Source organism: Arcticibacter sp. MXS-1 (assembly GCF_041902385.1).
Classification (GTDB): Bacteria; Bacteroidota; Bacteroidia; order Sphingobacteriales; family Sphingobacteriaceae; genus Arcticibacter.
Window position 1 is genome coordinate 2936684 of sequence record NZ_CP169244.1, and the last position, 26102, is coordinate 2962785.

The following is a 26102-nucleotide window of genomic DNA, read 5'->3' on the forward strand; positions in this document are numbered from 1 at the left end:
TTATGGAAACTACGTATGATTCAGCAACTGTAAGAAAAGCTGCTGTAATGAATGGCCTCATCTGGTCTTTTATCAACATTGTCCTGTTTTTAATTGTGTATTATGTCAAGCCCGATCTGATGGGGTCCATGTGGTGGGGGATCTTTTCTTTCGTGCTGGCACTGGTACTGGCTGTTTATTTCTCCCTCGATCTGCGGAAAAAGGCAGGAGGATTCTGGTCGTTTAAGGAGGCACTTAGTATGATCTTTACGATGTTTATTGTGTCTGCCCTCATCGTTTATCTCTTTACAGTCGTCTTTGGTAAATTCCTTGAACCGAACTACGTGACCACAATGAAAGAGATCACCACCAACAATACGGTGAAGATGTTTGAGAAAATGGGCATGGATCAGGATGCGATTGATAAAGCGACTAAAGATGTGGAAGTGAAAATGGAGAAGCAATTTAATCCAGGCCTGTCAGATCTCCTGATCAGTATAGGAACAATGGTGATCATTTATTTTGTAGGCGCTCTTATTTTTGCAGCGATCTTCAAGAAGCAAAGACCTTACACCGTTCCTGTAACAGAAGAATAGCTTTTTTCGACATTTTATTTATTAGTACATTGCGTGCAAGTTTTATCAATAAAAATGATAAAATTTGCACGTTTTTATTTCGGCACCTATAGGCCGCATCCTTTATATACCAAGAATGGATATATCCGTAGTCGTACCCCTTTATAACGAGGCTGAATCTTTGCCTGAACTGGTGGAATGGAATTGCAGGGTCATGCAGGAACACCGTTTTTCTTTCGAGATTATCCTTGTTGATGACGGGAGTAATGATGGTTCCTGGGATGTCATTGAGCAGCTGCGCTTGCGGTTCGATATGGTAAGAGGCATCAAGTTCAGGCGCAATTATGGTAAATCCGCTGCATTAAATGTCGGCTTTGCAGCGGCCATGGGCGATGTTGTCATCACAATGGATGCTGACCTGCAGGACAGTCCGGACGAGATCCCGGAACTTTATCGAAAGGTTAAGGAAGAGAAGTATGACCTGGTGTCAGGATGGAAAAAGAAAAGGCACGATCCTTTAAGCAAAACCATCCCTACTAAGTTGTTCAACGCCGCGACGAGAAGCATGTCCGGGATACATAACCTTCACGATTTCAACTGTGGTCTGAAGGCTTACCGGAGAGATGTGGTCAAGAATATCGAAGTGTACGGTGAAATGCACCGCTATATCCCGGTACTCGCCCGGTGGGCGGGATTCAAGAGGATAGGGGAGCAGGTTGTAGAGCACAGGGCCAGAAAGTACGGTACTACCAAGTTCGGCATGAGCCGTTTTGTAAACGGCTTTCTTGACTTGCTTTCTATTTTCTTTGTGGGCAAGTTTGGAAAACGCCCAATGCACTTTTTCGGATCGTTGGGTGTATTGAGCTTTTTTGCGGGTCTTGTGATCACCATTTGGCTCATTGCTGATAAACTCATTGATATTGCCAACCAGGTTAAATACAGAAATGTTACCGATCAGCCTTTATTCTATATCGCGCTTGTCGCCATAATCGTAGGGTTTCAGCTATTTCTCACCGGCTTCGTCGCCGAACTTGTTTCCCGCAACTCTAGTGAAAGAAATGCGTATAACATCGAGAAAGAGATTGGCTAGGCCGGCTTCCTTGTAGCTTCCCGGAGTTTCGTCTCCTACATCTTTAAATATGTTTTTTTCTATTATCATACCTCTTTACAATCGCCCGCAGGAAATTGACGAATTGCTTGACTCTCTGACCAGGCAAACATATACGCAGTTCGAAGTGCTTGTAATTGAAGACGGTTCAAAGCTTGACGCCCGGGAGATAGTAGAATCTTATCAGAATAAATTAGATGTGAGGTATTTCGTGAAGGAAAACGAGGGGCAGGGATTTACAAGAAACTTCGCTTTTAGACACGCGAAAGGCGATTTTTTTGTGATGTTCGATTCCGACTGTCTTATCCCTTCAACGTATCTTGCTGAAGTGAGCCGATATCTTCTGGCACATCAGTTAGACGCATATGGCGGACCTGATGCGGCTCATCCTTCTTTCACGCCGGTGCAAAAAGCAATCAGCTATTCGATGACCTCCCCGTTTACCACAGGAGGGATAAGAGGAAGCAAAAAAACCTTGGGGGACAATTTCACCCCCGGAGTTTTAATATGGGGATCTCACGGAAAGTATGGGAAGCGACGGGCGGTTTTATTCTGACCCGTCTGGGAGAAGACATCGAGTTTAGTATCCGTATTCATAGCCTTGGCTTCAAAATCGGTTTGATCCCTGATGCTATTGTTTATCACAAAAGAAGGACTAGCTTTAAGCAATTTTATAAGCAGATCCATTTCTTCGGCAGAGCCAGGATTAACATTTATACGTTTTTCCCTCAGACCCTTAAACTTGTTCATTTTTTTCCTGCATTATTTACCATATTCGTTATTTTTACACTGCTTATGAATGCTCTTAACTATCAGCTGGCAGCTTTCTTTAACCTCTTTCTGGCCACGTTTGTGCTGCTGATTTTTTTCATTCATGGATGATAAACAAATCAGTAAAAGTAGCCGGCCTCAGTGTGCTGGCCGCCTTTATTCAACTGACAGGGTATGGGCTTGGTTTTATGCAGGATTTTTGGAAGAGAATAATTCTTAAACGTTCATGATCGAGTTTCTAAAGGAGAGTACCTTTGCAGTTAATGATGTACTTCGGTTAGCATGGAGGGTGCTTAAAAGTCAGTACCCCGCCATTGCAGGTCTTTGCCTGCTGTCTTTTATCACGTCCATGATGTCGGGTTTTTTGTCCGCCTTATTTGCCGACTTCAACCTTTTCCTCAGCATCATCATGGCGTTTGGGTTTATTTTGCTGTATTTCGGGATCCAGTTTATGATGTTCAAGTATATCCTTAACATTCTGGATTCGAAGCAGAGCGTTACGCACATTCGCGATATCGTCCCTTCATATAAGCATTACGTTAATTTTTTCATCGCTACGTTTTATTTCCTCCTAACGTTTGTCATAATTTTCCTGGTCATCCTGGGGCTGGTGTTCATTGTAGATTTTGTAGGGATCAAGAGCCGCCTTGTTGTTCCGATGGCATTGTCGCTTACTATACTTTGCAGCTTCTTTATCGGTATCAGAATTTCTTTCTTCCCTTTCTTTATCATCGATAAAGATGCGAAAGCCTTCCAGTCATTAAAGTTCAGTCTGGCCATCACCAGAGGGAACTTTACCCGCGTCATTATGCTCTTGGGGTTTCTAGCCCTCTTTCATGGGATCTCAGTCTACTTTTTTAAGCAGAGTTATGTGGTTCTAGGCTTTTTGATCCTGCTGCTGAACTACTCATTAATTGTCCCTTTGTCGGCCGTAGCTATTATTATTGCCTACAGGAAAATGATGAGCGAGTATGACGGCGATCAGGATCCGGAGATATTTTCAAATATTATTTAGATAGTTATGGGGATAAAGGCCTGGCTCAGTAAACCTTTTGCCGCCTACGTAGTCGCTCAAACTGCGAAATGGAAATCAAGAGCGGTTCAGTCACAAAAAGATATTTTACGTGGGATAGTTAAGGAGGCAGAGAATACCGCTTTTGGGAAGGATCACCATTTTTCGCAGATCAGGTCGTATCAGGATTTCAAGGAACGGGTACCGATCAGGGACTACGAGGATCTGAAGCCCTATATTTCCCGGATGGTGACAGGCGAGGAGAGCGTACTCTGGCCCGGTAAACCTGCTTATTTCGCAAAGACCTCAGGCACTACCTCAGGGGTAAAGTATATTCCGATCTCCCGGGAGTCAATGCCCGAGCACATTAATGCCGCGCGCAACGCTTTGCTCACTTATATCCACGAGACAGGTAAGGCCGATTTCGTGGACGGTAAAATGATATTTCTACAGGGAAGCCCTGTTATGGATAAAAAGGGGGAGTGGCAACCGGGCGCTTGTCAGGCATTGTTGCTCACCATGTACCTCAGTACCTGCAGAAAAACAGGCTGCCCTCTTATGAGACAAATTGCATTGAGGACTGGGAGGAAAAAGTGGACGCTATTGTTGAAGAGACCTTTCATCAGGATATGCGGCTCATTTCGGGCATTCCCCCTGGGTACAGATGTATTTTGATCGCTTGTCCGTGAAGTCGGGAGGAAAGAAGGTTGGAGAGATATTTAAGAACTTCAGTCTCTTTGTATATGGAGGAGTCAACTTTGAACCTTACAGAGCCCGAATGGAGGAAGTAATCGGACGAAAGGTAGACTCAATCGAAACTTATCCAGCTTCAGAAGGCTTTATTGCGTATCAGGATTCGCAGAAAGAGAAAGGCCTTTTACTCCTCGCGAGTGCGGGCATGTTCTTTGAGTTTGTGCCGGTAGATGAATATTTTGATGAGAAGCCTACACGGCTCTCGCTGGGGGATGTCGAGCTGGATAAAAACTATGCATTAATCCTCAATACTAATGCCGGCCTCTGGGGATATAGCATTGGAGACACAATTAAATTTGTCTCTAAAGACCCTTACCGCATTGTGGTAACTGGCCGGATCAAACATTATATCTCCGCTTTCGGCGAACATGTAATTGGGGAAGAAGTTGAACACGCTCTCATGTCGGTAGCGAGAGAGGAAGGTGTGGAAATCACTGAGTTCACTGTTGCACCGCAGGTCAGTCCAGCCGGAGGAAGCTTGCCCTACCACGAGTGGTTTGTGGAGTTCTCAAAGCCGCCCGCCAACCTGGAGCACTTTTCCCTTAAGGTAGATGCCGCTTTGCAAAAGAAGAACATTTACTACCAGGATTTGATAGAGGGGAGAATCTTAAGGCCTCTGGTTATTCGCTGTCTTCAGCACAATGCTTTCATTCATTATATGAAAGATGAAGGCAAGCTTGGCGGACAGAATAAGGTGCCGCGGCTTTCCAATGACAGAAAAATTGCAGATAAGATTATTAAATGGGTAGAGTAAAGAATGTTGCCATATTAGGTTCATCAGGCAGCATCGGCACGCAGGCGCTGGAAGTGATCAGAGAAAATCCGGCGCTGTTCCGCGCGTCTGTACTGACTGTCAATCAAAACGCCGACCTGCTGATTCAGCAGGCAGGGGAGTTTAAACCTGATCAGGTGGTAATCGCTGACGAGAGTCAGTATGAGAAAGTAAAGTCGGCTTTGAGCGACACCCCGATATTGGTGCTTGCCGGAGAAGAGGCCCTGGCTGAAGTGGTACAAGCGCCATCTGTTGATATTGTTCTAACGGCTTTAGTTGGCTTTTGTGGCTTAAAGCCAACAATTGCCGCCATCAAAGCCAGAAAAGATATAGCTCTTGCCAACAAGGAAACCCTGGTGGTTGCAGGAGGACTGATCAACGCACTGGCCAGAGAGAATGGGGTAAACATCCTTCCGGTAGATTCGGAACATTCGGCTATCTTTCAATGCCTTGTGGGAGAGGAGAATAACCCGATCGAGAAGATTTACCTGACGGCTTCCGGCGGTCCCTTTCGTGGTAAGGATACCGAATTTTTGGCCTCGGTCACCTGGCAACAGGCTCTGAAACATCCAAACTGGGTAATGGGAGCGAAGATAACGATCGACTCGGCTTCTCTTATGAACAAGGGGCTGGAAGTGATCGAAGCCCGGTGGTTGTTTGATCTTGAACCTTCACAGATCGATGTTATCGTACACCCTCAGTCCGTCATACACTCCATCGTACAATTTGAAGACGGATCGATGAAGGCCCAGATGGGTTTGCCTGATATGAAACTGCCTATTCAGTATGCCTTAGGTTATCCAAACAGAATAAAAAACACTTTTCCTCGTTTTGACTTTTTAAAGTACCCGTCGCTTACCTTTGAGAAGCCTGATACGGATACTTTCAGAAACCTGGCTTATGCTTTCGATGCGCTCGAACAGGGGGGAATATGCCATGTGTGATCAATGCAGCAAATGAAGTAGTAGTAGCCGAGTTCCTGAGGGGAGGCATTGGGTTCCTGGAGATGAGCAAGGTCATCGGGCAATGTATGAGTGAAGTTTCTTATATTCGTCATCCTGTTTTGCAGGACTACTTTGACACCGACAGAGAAACAAGGATAATTGCCAGGGAATTGGTAACAAAATGCTAAAGGATAAATCCTACAAGAGATAAATAGAAATTATGGACGGATTGGTTATGGCTGGCCAGCTTCTGCTGGGGCTCTCAATTTTAATTATATTACACGAACTCGGACACTTCCTGGCTGCAAGAGCCTTTGGGATTAAGGTCGAGAAGTTCTATCTTTTTTTGACGCCTGGGGTTTTAAACTCTTCTCCTTTAAATATAAAGACTGCGAATATGGAATTGGCTGGCTGCCGCTCGGCGGATATGTCAAGATAGCGGGCATGATTGATGAATCGATGGATACCGAACAACTTTCCGGCCCTCCCCAGCCCTGGGAATTCAGATCTAAACCGGCTTGGCAACGTTTAATCGTTATGCTCGCCGGGATAGCTGTTAATATTGTTCTCGGAATCTTTATCTTCTGGATGATCACCTTCAAGGCAGGTGAGACTTACATACCGAATGACAAGCTTGTAGATGGGATTGTTCCCGGAAAGATCGGGAAATCAATCGGCTTGCAAACGGGAGACCGGATATTAGCAGTTAATGGGGTTGAAATAAAGCGATTTGATGAGATCACTAGCTCTAAGGTCCTCCTTGGTGGCGCTGAGCTGCAGGTAAGCAGAAACGGTGAAAATAGGGTGATCCATGTGCCGGGTAATATTTTGGAGCAAGTGGCCGACTATGGTGTCGGCGAGTTCCTTCTGCCGCGTGAAACACTAAACCGGGTGAATGAGGTATTGCCTAAGGGGAACGCAAGTGCCGCCGGCTTTGAAAGCGGTGACAGCATCCTGAGCGTGAATAGCAAGCCTATTCGTTTCTTTGATGAGTTTCAATCGGCGCTGGTACCTAATAAAGGCAAAAAGGTAAGTGTGAACGTCTGGCGCAAGGGACAGGTGTTAACCTTAACTCCGACGGTGAACCAGGAAGGACTAATTGGGATCTCGCTGAACCGCAATATTCCGACAGAGACAATCAAGCACGGTCTTGGTGCTTCATTGCCTATCGGCGCATCAAAAGCCTGGGGACTCTTCACCGACAATGCCAAAGGTCTTGGAAAGGTGGTGACTGGGCAGGTAAAGGCGAATAAGGCATTTACAGGGCCTGTGGGTATTGCCAATATGTTTGGGAGTACTGTCGATTGGCTTAAGTTCTGGACGCTTGTAGGGCTGCTTTCGATGGCCCTGGCGCTCATGAACCTATTGCCGATCCCTGCTCTCGACGGCGGGCACGCTCTGTTTCTGCTGATCGAGATGATTAAAGGAAAGCCGCTAAGCGACAAGTTTATGGAACGTGCTCAGATCGTAGGCTTTTGCATTATCGTCGCTCTGATGGTATTCGTGCTCGGGAATGATATTATTAAATACGTTATTAAGTAGGACCGGTACAGGGGAGCAGAATTATCTTCAAGAGAAAGAGGGTTTTAAAAACTTCCTTAAATATTTGTTGCGAATTAAACGGACTTTAAATACATTTGCATCCCCGAAAGGGAAAAGCCGCGGTGGCGGAATTGGTAGACGCGTTGGTCTCAAACACCAATGATTTCACGATCGTGCCGGTTCGACCCCGGCCCGCGGTACAGATCAACAATCAGGAGGGCTGCTTAAAAAAGCGGCCCTTTTTATTGGTCACCACTCCATTTTGACGGCCCAAGCGACAAAATTGGGTACAGATTAACAATCACCGGCCATTTTTATTAATCACTACTTGCTTTTTACGACCCAACCCGAACGCGTAATTTCACTTCGTTCGGTAATCCTTCCGCCTCCTGTGTTTTTTGTAACTTCGTGCACATCATATGAAGAGACTTCCGCTATTCCGAAAGCTCTTATTTTTCTTACTTTCTGAGTACTCTACAGACGCATTGCGGGTAACCCTAACAGTGGTGCTGCCTGTAGTTCTGCTGTTTTACTTGCAGTTCCCTCAGGCGGCGATAACGGTCGGGCTTGGATCCTTGATGATCAGCCTTACGGACGCAAGCGGTTCCGTGGCAGAAAAGAAGAAAGTCTCCCTCATTAGTATTCCCGCCTTTTTTTTACTTGCGTTTGTAACTGCTCTGGCTTGGCCCTATCCTGCGATTGCCGGCTTGTTAATCGGACTTGTTGTCTTTGTATGTTCAATGCTTGTTGCTTATGGCAGTCGGTTTTCTGCCCTGGGAACCGCGGCCATTCTGTTCATGATCTTTGTTTGGGGATTTCGTCCGCAGGATGCATTTATCTTCAGCATCTCTATCCTGTTTGGAACGCTCTGGTACTATCTTGTCAGTCTGCTGCAGGCGGTCATGTTTCCGCTCCGGCCGGCGCGCCATTCTATTGGCGAATGCTTAATGGCAACCGCCGATTTCCTCCACAGCCGAACCGCTCTTTATGACACACGTGTCCCGCTTGACGAGGTGTACAACAAGGTGCTGTCACTTCATGTCCTGGTAAGCGAAAAACAGGAGCAGGTGCGGCAATTGATATTGCGAGACCGGAAAGCCATGAGGGAGGACAACCAGGAGGGACGTACCCTTCTGCGCACTGCCGTTTATACCATCGACCTTTATGAGGAGATTAGTGCAGTTCATTACGATTATCAGCATGTAAGGGAAAAATTTAAGGTGAGCGGTGTTTTAGAGCTTGTTCGGCAGATGATTGAAAACCTGTCAGAAGAGCTTCGAAGCCTCGGCTATGCTCTTACTAGTGGTGCCGGCTTGCCGGTGCAAAGACTTCACGACGAAGAAAGCGGGTTGCTGCACGAAAGACTGCAATATATTATAGACAGAGAGTCGTCTTCAAATGCTGCTTTTCTAAGAAAGTTACAGCGGAATATAACAGAAATTAACGACAGGATATTAGCTGTGAGGAGAGAGATCATGCGTGATCATAATCTCTTTTCTATTGAGGATGAGGCCGAGGTCGAGTACGAGCATTTTGTCAGCAGTCCTGAAACCGGGATCAGCGTTTTTTTGAACAACCTGAATTTTAAGTCGCCGGTGTTCCGGTTTTCCATTCGCGTCACCGCTGCCACTGTTTTTGCCTACCTGCTCACCGTGTTCTTTGCTTTGGGGGCCTATAGTTACTGGATATTGCTGACGGTCATCATTGTGATGCGACCTTCATTTAATCATACGCAGAAGAGGAACAGGCAGCGTTTAGGCGGCAGTTTGTTAGGTATTGCTATGGGGCTGGGATTATTGTATGCTCTTAGCAGTCCTGCCGTCATGCTTATCCTGGCCGTTTTATTACTGCTTTTGTTTTTTGCACTGAACCGAATCAATTATCTGCTCAGTGTTGTAGCCATCACCGCAATGGTTGTCCTTTGCCTGAGCATCTACACTGGATCAGGCGCAGGATTTATCTTCGAACGGCTTTACGATACGCTTCTGGGTTGTGGAATATCCTTTGTGTTTGCCTACGTTTTGCCAACCTGGGAGGCCAGAAGGCTTTCCTTCTTCATGACGGAGGTACTGGGCGCAAACATCCGGTACTGGGAACTGTTGCGCGAGGAGATTTCGGGTCGCCCCAGAAATACTACAGCATACAAGCTTCTCAGGAAAGAAACCTATATCAGCCTCGCTAATCTCTCCGCTGCGTTTAAGGCCATGCTTGCTGAACCGAACCAGCTTACAGCAAAGGAACAGTCGGTGTTTTACTTTCAGGTCTTAAACCAGATCATGATATCTGCGGCCTCTTCTATCTTTTCCTCTTTGCAAGTAAAGGAGTTGGCTGAGGAAATAGACGAACATGAGAAGGTAATTGAACAGGTCATTGGCCTGTTAAAAAAGGGCGCTGCTTTTCTTGAGGATAACGACATTATTCTGAAAGATGAGTTGCATGTTACAGGTGATGAAGAGCCACCCGAAGCGGGTAATTGGCTAGTTAGGGTTAGCTATGAGATCCTAAACCATTCCGTTGCTATAGCAAGGGAGCAAAGCAAGGGAACTGCATCTCCATTATTTGGATTTAGGAAGTGATACAGTAAAAGTAGAGCCCTCTCCAAGCTTGCTTTCGATCTTCAGGAGTCCTTTATGTTTTAGTATCAGATCCTGACATATCATGAGACCAAAGCCGCTTCCATTTTCTCTATTGGTGCCTTTTGTTGTGAAATAAACCTTTTCCTGGATCTTGTTAATTGCCTTAGCATCCATACCTTTTCCGCTATCCTGTATATGGATGTAAAGATTATCCCCTACGCTGGCAGAAATGCGGATCCAACCATTATTCGTAAACTTGACTGCATTGGAGAGAAGGTTGCGAAAAATTACTTTTAACATTTCCTTGTCTGCGACTACGTACAATTCATCTGCTAGTTCGTTGAAAACCTTAATATTCTTTCGTTTTAAGGGCAACGCAATTTCTCCAAGGATAACGGAAACGGCTTCATTGACGTCAATTTGCTCGAAGCGGCCACTCTCTCCGTTCATTTGGCCCTTAATCCAGAACAGAAGATTGTCTAAAAGCGAAAGGGACTGTACGTATTGTCCTTCAAGATCCGAGAAAAGCGCTTCCTTTTCTTCTTTCTCCAAATCAAACTGATTAAGCATGTCGAGAATGCTTTTGGTGTTCACTAAAGGCTGGCGAAGGTCGTGTGAGACGATAGACAATAGCTTGTCTTTCATTTTATTACTGTCTTCCAGGCTTTGGTTTTGGCACGAGATGGCCCGGTTTAGCTCGTTAAGTGATTCGATGTTCTGTTCAATTACTCTGTTTTTGTCAGAAAGCTCCCGACTGAAGAGTTTCACCTTTTTATACTCTTTATACCAGAAATAACTGAGTATTATGAATATGGAGGCACCTACACACGCAAGGACCATAACAAGCGTGAAGTATACCGTTTTATTCCGCGCCGCTACTGCTGTTTTCTCTGCCTCCAGTTGCTTTATGTACTGTTCTTTTAGAATATCGAGAAAGTTTAAAGCGTAGTTTTTTTCTCTGCTATTCAGTATCTCCTGGTACCGGATCAGCTCTTGTTGCCAATGTATTACTTGAGTTAAATCTCCTTTTTTTGGTAGATCGAGCAGAGGGACCGAATAGCCTCGATGCAGATTTTTATAGACGAGATCGACTTTCCTCCCGTAAATGCCGCCTTGGAGAACGCAATAGCATCTCGGAAACTTCCTTCTTTTTCAGCTATATCGGCGAGTTTTGTCTGGGTAAGTGCAATACTATATCTGTCATTTATTTTAATATCAAGACTAAGAGACTTTCGAAAATGATTCTTCGCCTCCAATAACTTACCTTGAGCAAGACAAAGGAGCCCCCGATTAAAGGTGGCCTTTTTTCGGCCGTAGTAATAAGCGGAGCTATTGCTAATCTCCAGGGCGTTCTCAAAGTACTTTTTTGCTGCCCGGAAGTCTTTTTGATTTAATTTAACAAGGCCCAGACTATTTAAAATGTTAACAATATCTTCTCGCCTGTTCAGCAGGATATACTTTTCAATTGCCTGGAGATATAAGCTTTCAGCATCTTTTAGTTGGTTTCCGTCGACAAGCAGGTTGCCTAACTGCTGGTTTGCTCGTGCTATATTTAAAGTGTCATTAGTGGCTCGGCTAATTTCCAGTGCCTTGTAGTAGAGAGCGAGAGCTTTTCTTTCGAACCCATTTTGCTGGTACAGGCCGGCTTCGTACAACCTGTTCGTAGCTATGCCTTTTAAATAGTTGTACTTAGTTGCAAGGGTCAGCGCCTGGTAAAGCAACCCCATCGCTTTCTCCACGTTCCGCCGTTTTACGTCAAAGGCCAGCTCATTTAGCGAGTCTACTTTTCGCGAATAGTACTTTTTATCGGGGAGAGGTATTTCGGAGGAGGACCCCAACGCTCCGAAGTGGCAAAGCAAAAAGGAACAAAAGAATAAGATATGCGCTTTGCCAAACATTCCAGTGTTTTTGATTCGAACTTTAGTTGGTTATACGACGGGTCAGAGATATAGTTCCGAATTTTGCTCTCTTATTGAATAATTATATCAGGAGTGCGAGTGCGAAGGCTGGCATTCTGCCTTTATTATTGTTCCATTGTTGATGCGGTGCCTATTACACTCGTTCGAATGTGAACATGAATAAAAGTTGTTAATTTGTATAAATTCCGAGAATTGGAATCTATCTGGATGACATATACAAATCAGTTTTTAAATGGGGGTGGAAGAATGGGCGGTCTTATTCGTTCTGCGGATTGGGCGGCGACATCTCTGGGAACCTTTGAACAGTGGCCTGAAAGCTTGAAGTCAGCTCTCAGTATTTCTTTAAACTCCGCATTTCCAATCGCGATTTATTGGGGGGAAACCTTCATCCTGCTTTACAATGATGCATGGAGTTCCATTCCTGGTGAAAAGCACCCCTGGTGCCTTGGAAAAGAAGGAGCTGTGGTATGGCCCGAAATATGGGATGGATTGCAGGCTGAGTTCGAATCTGTTCTGCAGAACGGTGAGTCTATCCGCCGTGACAATGCTCTGCTTCTTATGCGACGGTATGGCTATGCCGAGGAGTGCTATTTCGATTATACTCTTTCGCCTATTGTTGACATTGACGGAAAGATCGGTGGCGTTTTCAACGCAGTGATTGAAACGAGCTACAAGGTTATTAATGAGAGACGTAATGCGGTGCTCCTTCAGTTCCTGCAAGGCCAGAGCAGCGTACTTTCCGTTCAGGAGGGCGGGGCGCTGATAAGGGATATACTGGAGGGAGCAAAGTCCGATATTCCCTTTTGTGCTCTATATATCGCTACCGGCGCGCCGTACGGCGCTTTAGAGCTAATCTTTATTACTGGTATATCAGAGGGGCATGTATCTGGAGCGGAGTGGTTATTTTCGAGAGAGTTTGACGGCACAGGCTCTTATTTTATTCATGATCTTGGCCAGGTGCTCGGAGCACCGGTGTATAGTGAGCCCGGCGAAGCATGTGTGGAAGCGGTGATTGTACCCCTTGCCGCAGGCGAGGCAAAAGTACAGGGGCATATCATTTTAGGTGTATCCCCAAGAAAAAGACTTGATGATGATTATCGTCGTTTTTTAGAGACTGTAGGGCTGCATGCCGGAACGATCCTGAACAGCGGTTACGCGTATGAGCAGGGAGAATTATTAATCAGAGAACAATCTTTAAATGAAGAGCTGGCAGCCGCAAACGAAGAGTTAACTGCTATTAATGACGAGCTGCATCTCACCCAGGAACGGCTCAATAAATTAAACATCGAGCTCGAGGAGCGCGTTAGAAACAGAACCGTTGCCCTGGCTGAAAGCGAGAGAAGATTCCGTTTTATGCTCAATGCGGTACCGCAGCAGGTTTGGACTGCCAGGCCAAACGGCTCTCTGGACTATGTAAACCAGATCGTTATCGACGACTTTGATGTCAGCGCGGAGGATGTGATGCACTCAGGCTGGCAAAGGTTTGTGCATCCTGAGGACTGGGATGGCGCGCAGCGCGCCTGGCAGATATCTCTGGAAAGTGGAACCCCTTTTATGAGAGAGTTCAGGCTGCGGGTCTCCGGCGCCTATTTATGGCATCTTTCAAGGGCTGTGCCGTTACTGGAACATGGAAACATAACGCTCTGGATCGGGACGAATACCAATATCGAGGTTCAGAAAAATAACGAGCAAAAGAAAGACGAATTCCTCTCTATCGCCAGCCATGAACTTAAAACGCCCCTCACCAGTATACGGGCCTTTAATCAGTTAATGGTAAGGACAAACGATGCCGAAAAATTGAAGGGGTTTGCTGAGAAATCCGCTCTCCACATTTACCGTCTCGAAAAACTGATCAGTGATCTCCTTGACGTCACGAAGATCAACGCGGGGAAAATGAACTACCTGATGCAGCTTTTTAATTTTAAGGAGATGGTTGCAAACGCCGTAGAAAGCGTGCAGCATATGAGTCCTAAGCATAAGATTGTTCTCGAAAGCACGGTCGATGTTCTGTTTAAGGGCGATCAGCTCCGGCTGGAGCAGGTAATGCATAATTTCCTTAGCAATGCCGTCAAATACTCGCCTGGCGCAAATAGGGTAATCGTACGATGTGATGTCGTCGATGGCAGCATCGTCGTTGCTGTAGAAGACTTTGGAGTCGGAATAGCGAAAAAACACCTTGACCGGCTTTTTGATCGCTATTATCGTGTAGACAATACAGCAATGCGTTTTGAAGGACTGGGGCTCGGTTTGTTTATTTCTTCAGAAATATTAAAACGCCATAACGGAAGTTTTTGGATAGAGAGCGCGGAAGGGAAGGGGTCTATATTTTACTTCAGACTTCCGATTGAAGACCGGGACAATTCCGTCCCCCGCGTTAACAGCGAAACTTATTATGAAGACAGCAAGATTACGGTTGTTTACAATGCAGGAAAAGAGCGGATAGAAGCAACGTGGCGGGGATTTCAGGATTTAAACTCTGTGAAGCACGGCTGTATGATTATGCTGCAGATGATGAAGAGAAATCGATGCCACAAGGTTTTAAACGATAATTCGGAAGTCATGGGAACCTGGTCGGAGGCAGCTGACTGGGGAAGGGAAGAGTGGTTCCCGATGATGCAGAGGAGCGGACTTCGGTTGTTTGCATGGATATTATCCCCGAGCTCCTTTAGTCAGATGTCAGCTCATAAAAGTGCAGAGGTTATCGAAGGAAATATAACTTTTCAGTTCTTTACCCATCGGAAAGATGCAGAAAGGTGGATTAGCAGTAAGTAAGTAAGTAAGTAAGTAAGGTTAGAAATAACATCGGTTCGTGGAGGCGGTCGTCCTGCTGCCTCTCAGGAAGATACCTACGGAGATTTCGTGCGACCCATAGCTATAGTCGGCCAGTGAGGACAGGGAATAATCAAAGGCATAGCCTATCCGCAAGTTTTCATTTGCGAAAAACTCAAGCAGACCAAGCAAGGCCGTTGACTTCTTTAGCGGCTTATCGGGGGCTATTTTAGAATAGAGAGGTACCGAGGCCCGGTATGCGCCTCCTATCCATAGCCGCTCCCGCAATAAGACAGAAGCGTTGAAGTCAAGGCTTGCAGGAGCATGAAAGTCGCTTTTTAACAAGACCGAGGGCTTCACTTTCGTGTCGTCGTTTACTTTTATGATTCCTCCGCAGTTAAAATAATAGTGCGGCTGGGGGACAGGAACTTTATCAGTGTAATCTTTATTGAATAGCTTGGTTAAAATATTGTCCGCTGCAAAGCCAACAAACACATTTTCGTTCGAATAAAGAATCCCTAACCTTCCTGACGGTAAAAGAACCGTATTACTTATTGTCGGCACGGTTCTATCGCCATCCCGCAAGGGATCAAGCTTCGACCCGTCGATTCCCGACTGAATAAACCCTGCTCCAACTCCGAAAGACAATCTGCTGTTTTCGTTGTGTCCCACCTGGATCCGATACGAATAACATGCAGTGGCTGAGAAAAGGTTCTGAGCGCCAACGACGTCGTTTGATAGCAGCAAGCCAAGTCCTACTTTCTTGTCATTAACGGCCCCGTCTACAGAAAAAGAGAAGTTTTCTGGTGCTCCGTCAAGTCCTGTCCACTGAGAGCGATAGAAAGAGTGGATATAAAAATCCTGTTTATATCCTGCGTACGCTGTGTTAACATAAAGACCATTAAATGTATATTGGCTGTACTGCGCGTCCTGCTGGCCAAATAGTGGCAGTTTCAAAAGGAATGCGGTCAACGAGAGAAGTAACTGCTTTAATCTCATAATCATAGGGTTGGTATTCGTCTCTTCTATCTAAAAATCATTTTTTTGTATCTCTCAGTACAGTTACGTAGCCCTTATATATGTCCTGTTGTCCTTTTGTATTCCTCACCTTTAATACGTAAAAGTAGGTGCCTTCAACCAGGCCTTCAGCAGTCCAGGTATTCTGATAGTTACGTTTTTCGTATACGGAGTTTCCCCACCTGTTCAGAATCACAATGTCGTTGTCTGGAAATTCAAGCAAATTTTCTATTTCAAAGGTGTCGTTCATTCCATCTCCATTAGGGGTAAAGACATTAGGAATCTTTAAGCCGAGGATCTTCTTCTCGTTTATGCCCACATTGTTGTGCAGATAGTTGTCACGCTCACTTGCTGTCACCCGGGCTGTGTTGACCACGTTGCCACTCCTGTTCGCTTTTACTTCTATTCGTAGCTGCGCGACTGCGCCTGAATCCAAAGCTCCCGCATTCCAGATCACGGTATTACTGGCGCCTTCAAAGACTACCTTTCCCTGCGTTACACCGGCCACCCTCAGGAAGTCCAGATCATTGGGAAGACTGTCTTCAAGCCGGATATTAGATGCAGTGTGAGGCCCCTTGTTTTGTACTTCAAGGAGATAGTCGAACGGTTCCCCTACACCGACTTGTTTATCTTCAGCTCGTTTTTGTAAGCTCAGGTCAGCGGCCCCAGGTGTTAGCTTGATCTCAACCGGGTCAGACGGCGGCGATGCACAGGACGCTCTGTTGTAGGTAATTACTCGATAGACACCTGGTTCCGTCACTGTTATTTTATTCGCATTTGCATTTTCAATAGGGCTCTCATTTTTAAACCATTGCCAGGCAGCTGCAGTCGCATCCGGTGCTTTCAAGATTATAGATTGTCCCTCTGTTATGGTTATTATAGCTGGAGACACTGCTGTCTGGGCTCGACAAACAGTTAATCCAGTTATAATCCACAACAGTAGGAGAGAGATCACTATGGCATGCAGCGGCCGCATCTTAGATCTTTCTTCCTGCCAAGCCAGCTAGTTGCCTATTTCAATAACAGGTTTCGACGGAATTGCAATCACCCTGATTTGCTCGTCGTCGCTTCCTGTACAGCTGCTATTGAGCTTGTAGGAAACGTTTACGCCGTAAGTAACATTACCGGGGGCTGCTTCTTTAACCTCGTAGGACGCATTTGCGGCCCCCGCAATAGGCGTACTGTTTCTCGTCCATTGATAATTGTACTGGAACCGTGCATCCAGTCCGTCGACCGTTAGAGTTGACGACGACTGTTCCTTTTCGCAGATCTCAGCCTTCGAGGCAGAAATTGTTGGAGCCAGGACCGGTAGCACGTATACTTCAAAGAGGTCTGACTCTTCGGATGTACAGTCATTATTATTGGTAACAATAAGCCGATAGGAGTAGTACCCCGGACCTGCCGGCGTTTCGGTATAGCTGTTATCGGCGCCGTCCTTGACCATCGTGGTGGTTGCGCCTGTTACTTTAAACCATTTGTAGGTCTTATATGCTGCGTCAGAGGTCGCGCTGATCTTTAGTTTTATTACTGATGTTGCACACAGTACTTGTTTTACGTCTGAGGCATTAGTGGGTGGGTTTTTTGTCGCATCGCTTGGGCCTGCTGGTGCTGTCTGCCCCCTGAGTGTCGTAATGGAGAATGTCAGTAATACAAGGGTAAGAAGGACGTTTGGGGTAAATGTTATTTTTTTCATGTCTTTATGTATTTCAGTTATTGGCGATTATGGTTGGTTTGGGCGGATTGGCAAAGAGCGAAACATTATAGGTCTTGCGACATACCGGAGCGAATACAATGTCGTCGAGGGCAAAGTCGTTTCCTCCCTGGTCGATTCTTTGATTTACAATGGCAATACTTGCTGCCGTATTGCTTTCGGAAGACCAGTTTATCTTGAACTCCTTCCAGGAACCTGTTGAACTCGAAAGGCTTATGTCTCCTACGCTTTTCCCGTTGATAGAGAATTTGAGAAAGCCCGGGTTCATCGATACTGTAGATGCTGCCCAGATCGAGAATACGTAGGTGCTGAACGGCTCAACTACGATGTCCTGGCTCCATACTTTAACCCCAGCCGTGACTGCCCCATTAACGACCATCATCAGACCTGCTCCGTTGGTGTGATCAGAAAACGTCGCAAATTGATTGTGAACAGATCTCGGATCATTCGTTATTGCGTAGGTACCCTCATCAAATAAGGCATTAGGCTGAGAAGCGCGGTAATCGTACCCGCTTGCAAAGCCTTGCTTCCCTTCAGAAAAGGACCCGTTCTTCACTGCATTTCTGCTCATGTCGACATATTCCCACCAATAGGTTCCTGATTGGGTTACAGTGATAGAGGGCGATTGGGAGCCGGTGGACCAGTAATAGCCCGACTTTCCTGAATCAACTTTAAGTTCAAGAGAGCTTGAGCATTTTGATATGGTTTCGTCGGTAGTAATTTGACAATTTGGAGGAGTGGTCAACGTTATAAGTCCGTTTGCTTCAACCTTGGGTGGACGGCCTGAGATCGAGAGTTCTTTGTCTCGTGCCAGGATAAAGAGGGCAACTAGGCAGAGTTGCAGGATAAGAATAGACCGACTTAAGTTGTAGAACTTTTTTAAATAAACCAGTATCATAAAGTAGAGACTCTACCCTCAGACATGTTCTTCGTACATAGATAGTCATAAGACCAGATGCACGGTAGCTTAAAATGGCTGGCAAATGGTTCTTATACTGAGTTATACGACTGATGGGGCCAGAAGTTACTTTACTGCTTTTTTTATTCTTTATATTGTCTCCAAATCCTGTGCTCTTACCCAGCCGGTAGAGTCATTAGCTAGTTTTACACGTAGCCAGCCCGGCTTCTCGCTCACCAGTGTAACTTTAGTTCCGGGATGAATAACAAAGGTTGTAGGATATGTCGAAGAAGGTCCGCTTTTTACAGGTGTGGAACTCCTCATGATAATAGCCTGCCGGTTATTTGAGAAATAAGCAGCTTGCCTGTTCGCCAAAAACAGGAAGACTACAGACACAAGGCTCAGACCCAGCCCGGAAAAAAAGGCAAGTTTCTTGCCCCGGACGGTCTGCGCAAAAAGGTAAGCGGCAAAGCACAGGCTGCCGGGCAATAAGAATAAGACGGCTAGCCAGGCCAGTGTATTGAGTGAAAACAATAAGATAAGGCCTCTCCACCACCTGAACAAAAAGAAATCAGGAGCCGCTTCTACTTTATCGATCGTTTTCAAATTTGCTATCGCGATGTTCATCTTGATATCTTCGTCTGACGGATCGAGCTTATGCGCCTTTTCGTAATAAAGAATCGCAGATGAAATATTGCCCGTTCTATAAAAGGCATTACCCAGGTTGAAATAGAGCGGCGCTGACCGGTATCCTGCACTGGTTAGTTTCTGATACGCGCTTATCGCTTCCTGATATTTCCCTTTTGCATAGAGTTCATTAGCTGCTTTAAACCCATCTTCTCCCTCGCCGGCTTTAGCTGCACGGATCTGCAGAAAAAGAACTGCAATGAAAAGGAGGACAAGCGCCGGTTTGAACCATTTATATCTTATTCTCAATCTCATAAATAATGTTTCTCGATTTTTCAAAGACTTCTTTAGCTGAAATACCACTAACAGGAGCAAACCGCGCCATTTCGCAAAGATCAAGCGTTTCTTTCAGGTCGCGCACGAAGACCTCGTCAAGATGACGGCTTTGCAGGGCAGCAACGATCGCTTCTGCATTTAACCTGGCAGGAGGAATATCAAGCTTGTGACTTAGGTAGCCATACAGGCCCCGTGACAGTTCCTCATAAAATGCTTTCGCATTGTTCGAGGCGAGCTGCCTTTCGGCGCTGGCAAGATGCGTAGCTGCCAGCTTTGCTGCCTTTCGGTTCCGTACAAGAACGGGGTCGCTGTTTTGTTCCTCCATCCGTTTCCGATAGATAAAGGCGGCGGCAAGCAGCAAGGGACCGGCTGCCAGCAGGATGTAGAACAAGGTGGAGCCGTAAAAATCTTCATCCTCAAGATCAAGATTTGAGTCATCTGTCTTGATGTACCCGATATCCTTATTCAAGAGCTTGAGATCGCGCTGATCAGAGGAGTACACTACATTGCCGTTCCCCGTTCCCTTGTTTACTTTTATTTTGAACGGAGGTGCAGAAGCTGTTTCATATTTTCCGCTCACAGGGTCAAAATAGGTAAATCGGAGAGGTGGAATGGTAAAGTCGCCTTCATTTCTCGGAATAGTGAGGTAAGAGTACGTTCTGGTGCCGGAAACGCCTGAGGGCTGTGTTGTGATGGCATCGGTGATCTTTGGATCGTATTTCTCAAAGTCGGGCGGGAAGCTGATGTCAGGAGCTTTCAATAGTTTGAGATTTCCCGAGCCTGTGATCTTCAGAGAGTACGTCAGCGACTCGTTAGCTTTCAGCTCCTTCTTGTCTACCGCGGCCTGAATATTAAATTTTCCCACTGCCCCGTTAAAATCGGCAGGCTTCCCGTTAAGAGGCAAGGGCCTCACATGTACAATTGCCGGAAGGCTCTTTACTTTATATTTTACGTCTTCGTATGTCCCGAAGAATTCGTCCATTAGGGTTTTTGCAGGTGCTTGCTGCCTGACAACAAAGGTCATCTCTACCGGCTCGATCTTTAAGTCGCCTGCATGATCCGGAAATAGTACCGACTGTTTCACAACTGCTACGTGATACTGCTGTCCCTTGTATGTTTCTACTTTCCACTCAACGTTCTTGTTGTCATTCGGTATCTCCTCACTCCAGAATCCGTTCAGGTCGGGCAGCTTATCAAGCTGACTTGCTACTATCGATACTCGGGTGTAGAGCTTATAGCTAAGGGTAATCTGCTCGCCCTGATACACCTTGCTCTTGTCGACCACCGCTCGCAGGAAGAGCGAATTGGCGAGCTTTGCTGGCCTGCTCACCGCGATGTCGTCATCCCCGGCAGATGGCGCGCTCCCTGTGCTCACCTGCGGCACCGGACGCCCCTTTACTACCTTTATCCGCACGACATTGGTGCGGTAACTCCTTCCGTTTACCACAATGCTGGCGGGACCGATCGTGTAATTGCCTTCTTTCACCCCCATGAGGTAGTAGCTGTAGGTGGTACTTGCCGACATGCTGCCGTTGATGGAGGTCATACTGGAGGAGACGTTCGGGCCGCCTAAGACCTGAAAGCCATTAAATGAGGGCGGGTTAAAGCCGTCGGCATTGCTGTTTACCGAGAAGCTTACTTCAAATTCTTCACCCGTTGCAACCTGCGACTTACTAACAGAAGCCGTAAACCGTACGTTGTCTGCAAACAGCCCTGATGCTAGAAGCAGGAGAATCGGCAGTATCCGCAATGTCAATGATCTTGATGTCCTGTTCATGTTCTACCAGTCCTTTGTTATCCGGCCCTTTGCCCCGCCAAACTTCTTGTTCTTTAATTTGTCCTGCGTTCCCCGTTCCTGATTGTTGAGCGCTTCCAGCATTCGTTCCGCCTCATCTTTTGACAGCTGGTCGGGGCGGGGCTGGTTTCCATTCTGCTGGTCTTTCTTATCCTGGTCCTTGTTCTTATTCTGATCATTCTTGTCCTGCTGATCTTTGTTCTTCTGATCTTGCTTGTTCTGGTCTTTGTTCTTATTCTGATTCTGCTTGTTCTGATTCTGCTTGTTCTGCTGGTTTTTTAGCAGTTGCTGTGCATAAGCGAGGTTGTAGCGTGTCTGGTCGTCTTTCGGATTGTTTAGCAGCGCTTTCTTATAGGCTTCAATGCTTTCCTGGATCTTTTTTGACGACAGGAGCGAATTGCCCAGGTTATGAAAGGCCTGCGCCTGCACATTCTTATCCTGAGCGGCGGCAGCAATCCTGCCGAACTGTTCTCCCGCCTCCCCGAATTTTTTCTGCTTGTACAGTGCGTCGCCCAGGTTGAAATTCCCTTCCACCAGCTTCCCTTTTACCGCTAACGATTTTCGGTAGTTCTTTTCTGCCTCCTGATATTTTTGCTGTTTGTACAGTTCGTTGCCCTGTACTACGTACTTCTTTTCTTTCTGGGCGTAAAGAAAGCAGGTTTGCAATACCAGAATGGTTGCCACTATCAATCTCTTCATGACTTCTTTACTTCAAATAATTTCAAATTGCTCAGCCTTCTGTTTTTTCTGAGATGGACAAACAGGTCGGCCAGAAGGATCAGGAACGACAAGGCCAGAAAGACCTGAAAACGATCTTCAAAGTCCTTAAACGACTTCGTTCCATATTCTTTTCGTTGCATTTTGCCTATTTCATCCATGATAATATTCATGCCGCTGCTGCCGTTAGCAGAACGAACATAAGCGCCGCCTCCGGCGGATGCAATTTGCCGGCACATGTCTTCATTCAGTTTGGTAACAACGGTGTGGCCTGCACTGTCGGTGTGGAAGCCGCTCACCTGGCCATTTTTTAGCAAAGGCACCGGAGCTCCTTCCGGAGAGCCCAGGCCCATTACATGAATCACTACATCATTGTCTCTTGCCGCACTGGCAGCTGCTACGGCATCGTCTTCATGATTTTCACCGTCAGTCATTACGATCATGGCCTTTGTCATGCCGTCCTTAAAATCAAGAGACCTCATTCCCATTGCTATTGCAGCGCCTATGGCAGTACCCTGGGTAGGGACCATGCTGGTATTGATTGTATTCAGAAACAACTTCGCTGCTGAATAATCGGTCGTCATTGGCAGCTGAACATAAGCCTGACCTGCAAAGACCACGATTCCAACTCTGTCGTCGTGCATGTTATCAATGAGCTGGGAGATGGCCATTTTAGCGCTCTCAAGCCTGTTCTGGGCAAGATCCTGGGCCAGCATGCTATTAGAGACGTCAAGCAGGATCATGATGTCAGCGCCCTTACGTTTTACTTCTTCCAGCTTCGTTCCGATCTGGGGATTAGCCAGACCAATCACCAGAAATACATACGCGATCAGAAAAAGGAGGAACTTAAGCCGGGGCTTAGATGATGACACTTCCGGCATAATTTTCCCGATAACCGCCCGGCTGCCTAAACTCGCTAATGCCTTCCGTTTCCACCTGCTGGTCCTGACGAAAAGCAGGATCAGGACTGGCAAAAGTGCCAGGCACCACAAAAATTCAATATGTTCAAACCGTAACATGACCTATGTTAATGCTCCCTTAAAGAGCGTGTTCCTTAATGTAAATTCAATGAGGAGAAAAAGAAGGGCGAGAGCCGCAAGGGGCCAGAATAACTCAGTCTTCCTGCGATACTGCGTCACGTCGATCTTCGCTTTCTCCATCTGGTCGATCTGTTCGTAAATAGCCTTCAGCTTCTCATTATTCGTAGCTCTGAAATATTTACCTCCCGTTGTTTGGGCTATCTTACTCAGCGTTGCCTCATCGATCTGAACCGGCATGCGCTGATAGCTTACTCCTCCATAGGGAGATGGTACCGGGTAGGGAGCATAGCCGTTGGTACCAACGCCAACCGTATAGACCCTGACATTAAAGTGTTTGGCAATTTGTGCTGCCGTTAAGGGTGGAATAGAACCTGCATTATTGGAACCGTCCGTCAGCAGGATCACTACCTTGCTCTTCGCGGGACTGTCTTTTAGCCTGTTAACTGCGGTGGCAAGTCCCATGCCGATTGCCGTCCCGTCCTCGATCATGCCATTCTTAATACTGGCGAAAAGGTTGACCAGCACATCGTGGTCAATGGTGAGAGGACATTGTGTAAAGCTTTCTCCACTGAAAACGACCAGGCCGATGCGATCATCAGGCCGCGCCTTGATAAAGTCGATCGCAATGTCCTTTCCTGCCTCCAGCCGGTTGGGCTTAAAGTCTTCGGCAAGCATGCTCCCCGATATGTCCGAGGCGATCATGATGTCAATGCCTTCTGTTGTTGTGTTTTTCCAGCTGAGCGACGACTGAGGCCGGGCAAGCGCAATGATCAGACAGAGCATAGCCAGCAGTCGCAAGACTAGCGGCGTATGTCGAAAGCCGGGCAGCCTGCCCGAAGACCTGGTGACGAATCCTTTTGCCGATGACATCAGGAGCTTTCCCTGAATGTCTTTGTCTTTCCATATATACCAGGCGATTACTGCAGGAATGAGCACCAGCAACCAGAAAAAGCCCGGGTTTGCGAATTCAATTCCTTTAAGTATCTGCATTGCCTTTTTTTCTTCTTTAGTTTCCGCCAGCGGAGCCTTTTGTGTATGCAGAACGAACAAAACCGCCTGTTCCATACTCCGCTCATTGTCTGTAGCGAGAGGTCTTTCCTTTGCAAATTTTACAAGGTCAGCCAGGCCAAGGATCTGCCTGAGCAGCATGCGGTCGTCATTATCGATGTCAACCGTTCGCAGGCTGGTCAGCAGTTCGTCGCTGGTCAGCTCCATGGCCTTTATTTTGTATCTTTTTTCCAGGTAGTCCCTGATGATGTCTGTCAGTTCACTGTGGTACTCTTTTACTCGGTCCTGTTGCCAGAGCTTTTTGTTCCGCAGTTCTTCCAGCCTTTGTAAAGCTGCTTCATGTTCTGGTATTATAATCCGTTTTTCTTCCTGCGGAGGCGCTTCTTTTGCCGGCCGTTTCTTCCAGTGCTTGTAGACGTACACGCTTGCAAGAAGGATCGCAAGCACAATAAGGATCAAAATCGAGTTGTCTCTCAGCCAGTCCCAGAGCGTGTACTTTACCGCCAAAGGTTGTTTAATGTCATAGAAGCCCTTGGTGGTATCTACCTGCACCGGCAGTACTTGTAAGGTAAGTTCCCGGGTGCTGAAGCCGCCCGACTTTGTCCTGAACGTGTAGGAAGGTATGGTGTAGGTTCCTGGCTCAAAGGCCGTGATGGTGATATGCTGAGTGATCGTCTCAATACTAACGTCCTGCCTGCTGAAGCTGGTGTCCGTTCTGGTGCTCACGATCTGAACCTTTGGACCAATAGAATCACGCAGTACCGGCAGCTCAACCTCTTCTTTTGCCGGGAATTGGACGCTCAGATGGAGCTGAGTTTGATCCCCCAGCGGAATTGATACCTTGTCAAGGCGCGCTTCTGCCTTTATTTCCTGCGCTATCGCTGCGAAACGCTGTATAGCAACGAGCAGGAGCAGGATGGCCAGGCGCTTAAATGTTTCTTTCTTCATCATCTTCGTATTCCCCTTTTCTTAAACAGGCTAATCAGTGGTTTAACGTATGGCTCGTGCGTGCCGATGCTGGTAAAGTCCACGCCCGATCTTCTGAACTGGCTGCCGGCTTCCTCACTTCGCCTCTTCGCTTCTGCTTTATAGCTGTTGCGGACCGACTTGTCACTGGTGTTGATCCAATACAACTGGCCGCTTTCTGAATCTTCAACAGGAATGAGCCCCAGGTCCGGAAATTCTTCTTCGTGGCGGTCATATAACTTCAGGGCAACCACGTCGTGCTTTTTGTTGGCGATTTTAAGTGCCGCCTCAAAAGGCCCGCTGATAAAGTCGGAGATAACGAAGGCTGTACATCTTTTCCTGATGACGCTGGTGAGGTAGCTCAGCGCCTGACTCACATCCGTCCCCTTGTGGACGGGTTTGAAGGCCAGAAGCTCGCGTATGATCATCAGAATATGACTTCTTCCTTTCTTCGGCGGAATAAACTTCTCAATCTTATCGCTGAAGAAGATAACGCCCACCTTGTCATTGTTCTGGATTGCTGAGAACGCGAGTACGGCACACAACTCGGTAGCCAGCTCTTGTTTCAGCTGGTTGACCGTTCCGAAATTGCCCGATGCACTGACATCGATCAATAACATGACCGACAGCTCGCGTTCTTCATTGAAAACCTTGACAAAGGGGTGGTTAAAACGGGCAGTTACGTTCCAGTCGATCGTTCTGATCTCGTCCCCCAGCTCGTACTCACGAACTTCACTGAAGGCCATGCCCCTGCCCTTAAAGGCGGACTGGTATTCGCCCGAGAGGAGATTGGTGCTTAATCCCCTCGTCTTGATCTCTATTTTTCTAACCTTAGCTAGCAGTTCTTTTGTTTCCATATTTATTGGCAATTGGCGGTTGGCGATTAGCAGTTGGCTGTTAGCTGTTGGCAATCAGCAGTCAGCAATCAGCAATGAGTTAGCTGCAGTCAGCAATCCGCAATCGGTTTGTCGCAACCAGCGGTCAGCAGTCGGCAGTCAGCAATCAGTTAGCTGCAATCAGCAATCCGCAATCGGTTTGTTGCACGCAGCGGTCTGTAGTCGGCAGTCAGCAATCAGTTTGTTGTACGCAACTGTCAGCAGGCAGCAATCCGCAATCGGTTTTCTGCTTTTATCAGTTAGCTTTCGATCGTTAGCTTTCAGCAGTTTGGGATCGGTTTTCTTTTGTTTGCTTTCGCTCACTGATCCCCTGGCTAACTTATGCTGATAGTCTTGACCCGGCAGTTTCAACTCAAAACTTACAGCCGGCA

The 26102-nt window shown here is 46.7% G+C and carries 17 protein-coding genes, 1 tRNA gene and 4 pseudogenes; 10 read left to right on the forward strand and 12 right to left on the reverse strand.

Going from position 1 to position 26102, the window contains the following annotated elements; all coding sequences use genetic code 11:
• Positions 1–2: 2 nt before the first annotated feature.
• From ACES2C_RS12665 to ACES2C_RS12705, 9 genes and pseudogenes are all read left to right on the forward strand, one after another.
• Positions 3–575, forward strand: coding sequence for a DUF4199 domain-containing protein (locus tag ACES2C_RS12665; protein ID WP_374163467.1), 573 nt, complete (start codon positions 3–5; stop codon positions 573–575).
• 115 nt (positions 576–690) lie between these two features.
• Positions 691–1644 carry a glycosyltransferase family 2 protein gene (locus ACES2C_RS12670; RefSeq protein ID WP_374163468.1) on the forward strand — a complete coding sequence of 318 codons (954 nt, stop codon included), beginning with the start codon at positions 691–693 and terminating at the stop codon, positions 1642–1644.
• Between the two features lie 49 nt (positions 1645–1693).
• Positions 1694–2663: pseudogene (locus ACES2C_RS12675) on the forward strand (glycosyltransferase).
• A complete protein-coding gene (locus ACES2C_RS12680; protein ID WP_374163469.1) occupies positions 2660–3448 on the forward strand; it encodes a hypothetical protein in 789 nt (262 codons plus the stop codon). The pseudogene ACES2C_RS12675 and the gene ACES2C_RS12680 overlap by 4 nt, the downstream one beginning before the upstream one ends.
• Before the next feature lie 6 nt (positions 3449–3454).
• Positions 3455–4952 (forward strand): annotated as a pseudogene (locus tag ACES2C_RS12685) (GH3 auxin-responsive promoter family protein).
• A pseudogene (locus tag ACES2C_RS12690) lies at positions 4940–6102 on the forward strand (1-deoxy-D-xylulose-5-phosphate reductoisomerase). The pseudogenes ACES2C_RS12685 and ACES2C_RS12690 overlap by 13 nt, the downstream one beginning before the upstream one ends.
• A 32-nt stretch (positions 6103–6134) precedes the next feature.
• Positions 6135–7456: pseudogene (rseP, locus tag ACES2C_RS12695) on the forward strand (RIP metalloprotease RseP).
• Between the two features lie 116 nt (positions 7457–7572).
• Positions 7573–7656 (forward strand) — tRNA-Leu (locus ACES2C_RS12700).
• A 219-nt stretch (positions 7657–7875) separates the two neighbouring features.
• Entirely contained in the window at positions 7876–10032 is a 2157-nt protein-coding gene (locus tag ACES2C_RS12705; RefSeq protein ID WP_374163470.1) for an FUSC family membrane protein, read from the forward strand.
• On the opposite strand, the gene ACES2C_RS12710 is transcribed toward ACES2C_RS12705, so the two are convergent.
• Both ACES2C_RS12710 and ACES2C_RS12715 read right to left on the reverse strand, forming a co-directional pair.
• Positions 10012–10800 (reverse strand): sensor histidine kinase, encoded by a 789-nt coding sequence (locus ACES2C_RS12710; protein WP_374163471.1) that lies wholly within the window; start codon positions 10798–10800, stop codon positions 10012–10014. The genes ACES2C_RS12705 and ACES2C_RS12710 overlap by 21 nt on opposite strands.
• A gap of 248 nt (positions 10801–11048) precedes the next feature.
• Positions 11049–11930 carry a tetratricopeptide repeat protein gene (locus ACES2C_RS12715; RefSeq protein ID WP_374163472.1) on the reverse strand — a complete coding sequence of 294 codons (882 nt, stop codon included), beginning with the start codon at positions 11928–11930 and terminating at the stop codon, positions 11049–11051.
• 228 nt (positions 11931–12158) lie between these two features.
• Here ACES2C_RS12715 and ACES2C_RS12720 point away from each other — a divergent pair, with 228 nt between their 5' ends.
• Entirely contained in the window at positions 12159–14723 is a 2565-nt protein-coding gene (locus ACES2C_RS12720) for an ATP-binding protein (protein ID WP_374163473.1), read from the forward strand.
• An 18-nt stretch (positions 14724–14741) separates the two neighbouring features.
• Here ACES2C_RS12720 and ACES2C_RS12725 read toward each other — a convergent pair whose 3' ends face one another.
• The 10 genes from ACES2C_RS12725 to ACES2C_RS12770 all read right to left on the reverse strand — a co-directional run bounded on the left by ACES2C_RS12725 (position 14742) and on the right by ACES2C_RS12770 (position 25692).
• A complete protein-coding gene (locus tag ACES2C_RS12725; protein ID WP_374163474.1) occupies positions 14742–15725 on the reverse strand; it encodes a type IX secretion system membrane protein PorP/SprF in 984 nt (327 codons plus the stop codon).
• Positions 15726–15756: 31 nt separating this feature from the next.
• Positions 15757–16584: a gliding motility-associated C-terminal domain-containing protein gene (locus ACES2C_RS12730; RefSeq protein ID WP_374163475.1), complete on the reverse strand. Its 828-nt coding sequence runs from the start codon at positions 16582–16584 to the stop codon at positions 15757–15759.
• Between the two features lie 156 nt (positions 16585–16740).
• A complete protein-coding gene (locus ACES2C_RS12735; RefSeq protein ID WP_374163476.1) occupies positions 16741–17430 on the reverse strand; it encodes a hypothetical protein in 690 nt (229 codons plus the stop codon).
• Between the two features lie 13 nt (positions 17431–17443).
• Positions 17444–18346, reverse strand: coding sequence for a hypothetical protein (locus tag ACES2C_RS12740; RefSeq protein WP_374163477.1), 903 nt, complete (start codon positions 18344–18346; stop codon positions 17444–17446).
• Positions 18347–18496: 150 nt separating this feature from the next.
• Positions 18497–19288 (reverse strand): tetratricopeptide repeat protein, encoded by a 792-nt coding sequence (locus tag ACES2C_RS12745; protein ID WP_374163478.1) that lies wholly within the window; start codon positions 19286–19288, stop codon positions 18497–18499.
• On the reverse strand, positions 19266–21086 hold the full coding sequence (locus tag ACES2C_RS12750; protein ID WP_374163479.1) for a BatD family protein: 1821 nt from the start codon (positions 21084–21086) through the stop codon (positions 19266–19268). Before ACES2C_RS12750 ends, ACES2C_RS12745 begins: the two co-directional genes overlap by 23 nt.
• A 3-nt stretch (positions 21087–21089) precedes the next feature.
• Positions 21090–21803 (reverse strand): tetratricopeptide repeat protein, encoded by a 714-nt coding sequence (locus ACES2C_RS12755; protein ID WP_374163480.1) that lies wholly within the window; start codon positions 21801–21803, stop codon positions 21090–21092.
• Positions 21800–22840, reverse strand: a complete 1041-nt coding sequence (locus tag ACES2C_RS12760) for a VWA domain-containing protein (RefSeq protein WP_374163481.1) — start codon at positions 22838–22840, stop codon at positions 21800–21802. The genes ACES2C_RS12755 and ACES2C_RS12760 overlap by 4 nt, the downstream gene beginning before the upstream one ends.
• A gap of 3 nt (positions 22841–22843) precedes the next feature.
• On the reverse strand, positions 22844–24820 hold the full coding sequence (locus ACES2C_RS12765; protein WP_374163482.1) for a VWA domain-containing protein: 1977 nt from the start codon (positions 24818–24820) through the stop codon (positions 22844–22846).
• On the reverse strand, positions 24817–25692 hold the full coding sequence (locus ACES2C_RS12770) for a DUF58 domain-containing protein (RefSeq protein ID WP_374163483.1): 876 nt from the start codon (positions 25690–25692) through the stop codon (positions 24817–24819). The genes ACES2C_RS12765 and ACES2C_RS12770 overlap by 4 nt, the downstream gene beginning before the upstream one ends.
• Positions 25693–26102: the final 410 nt, after the last annotated feature.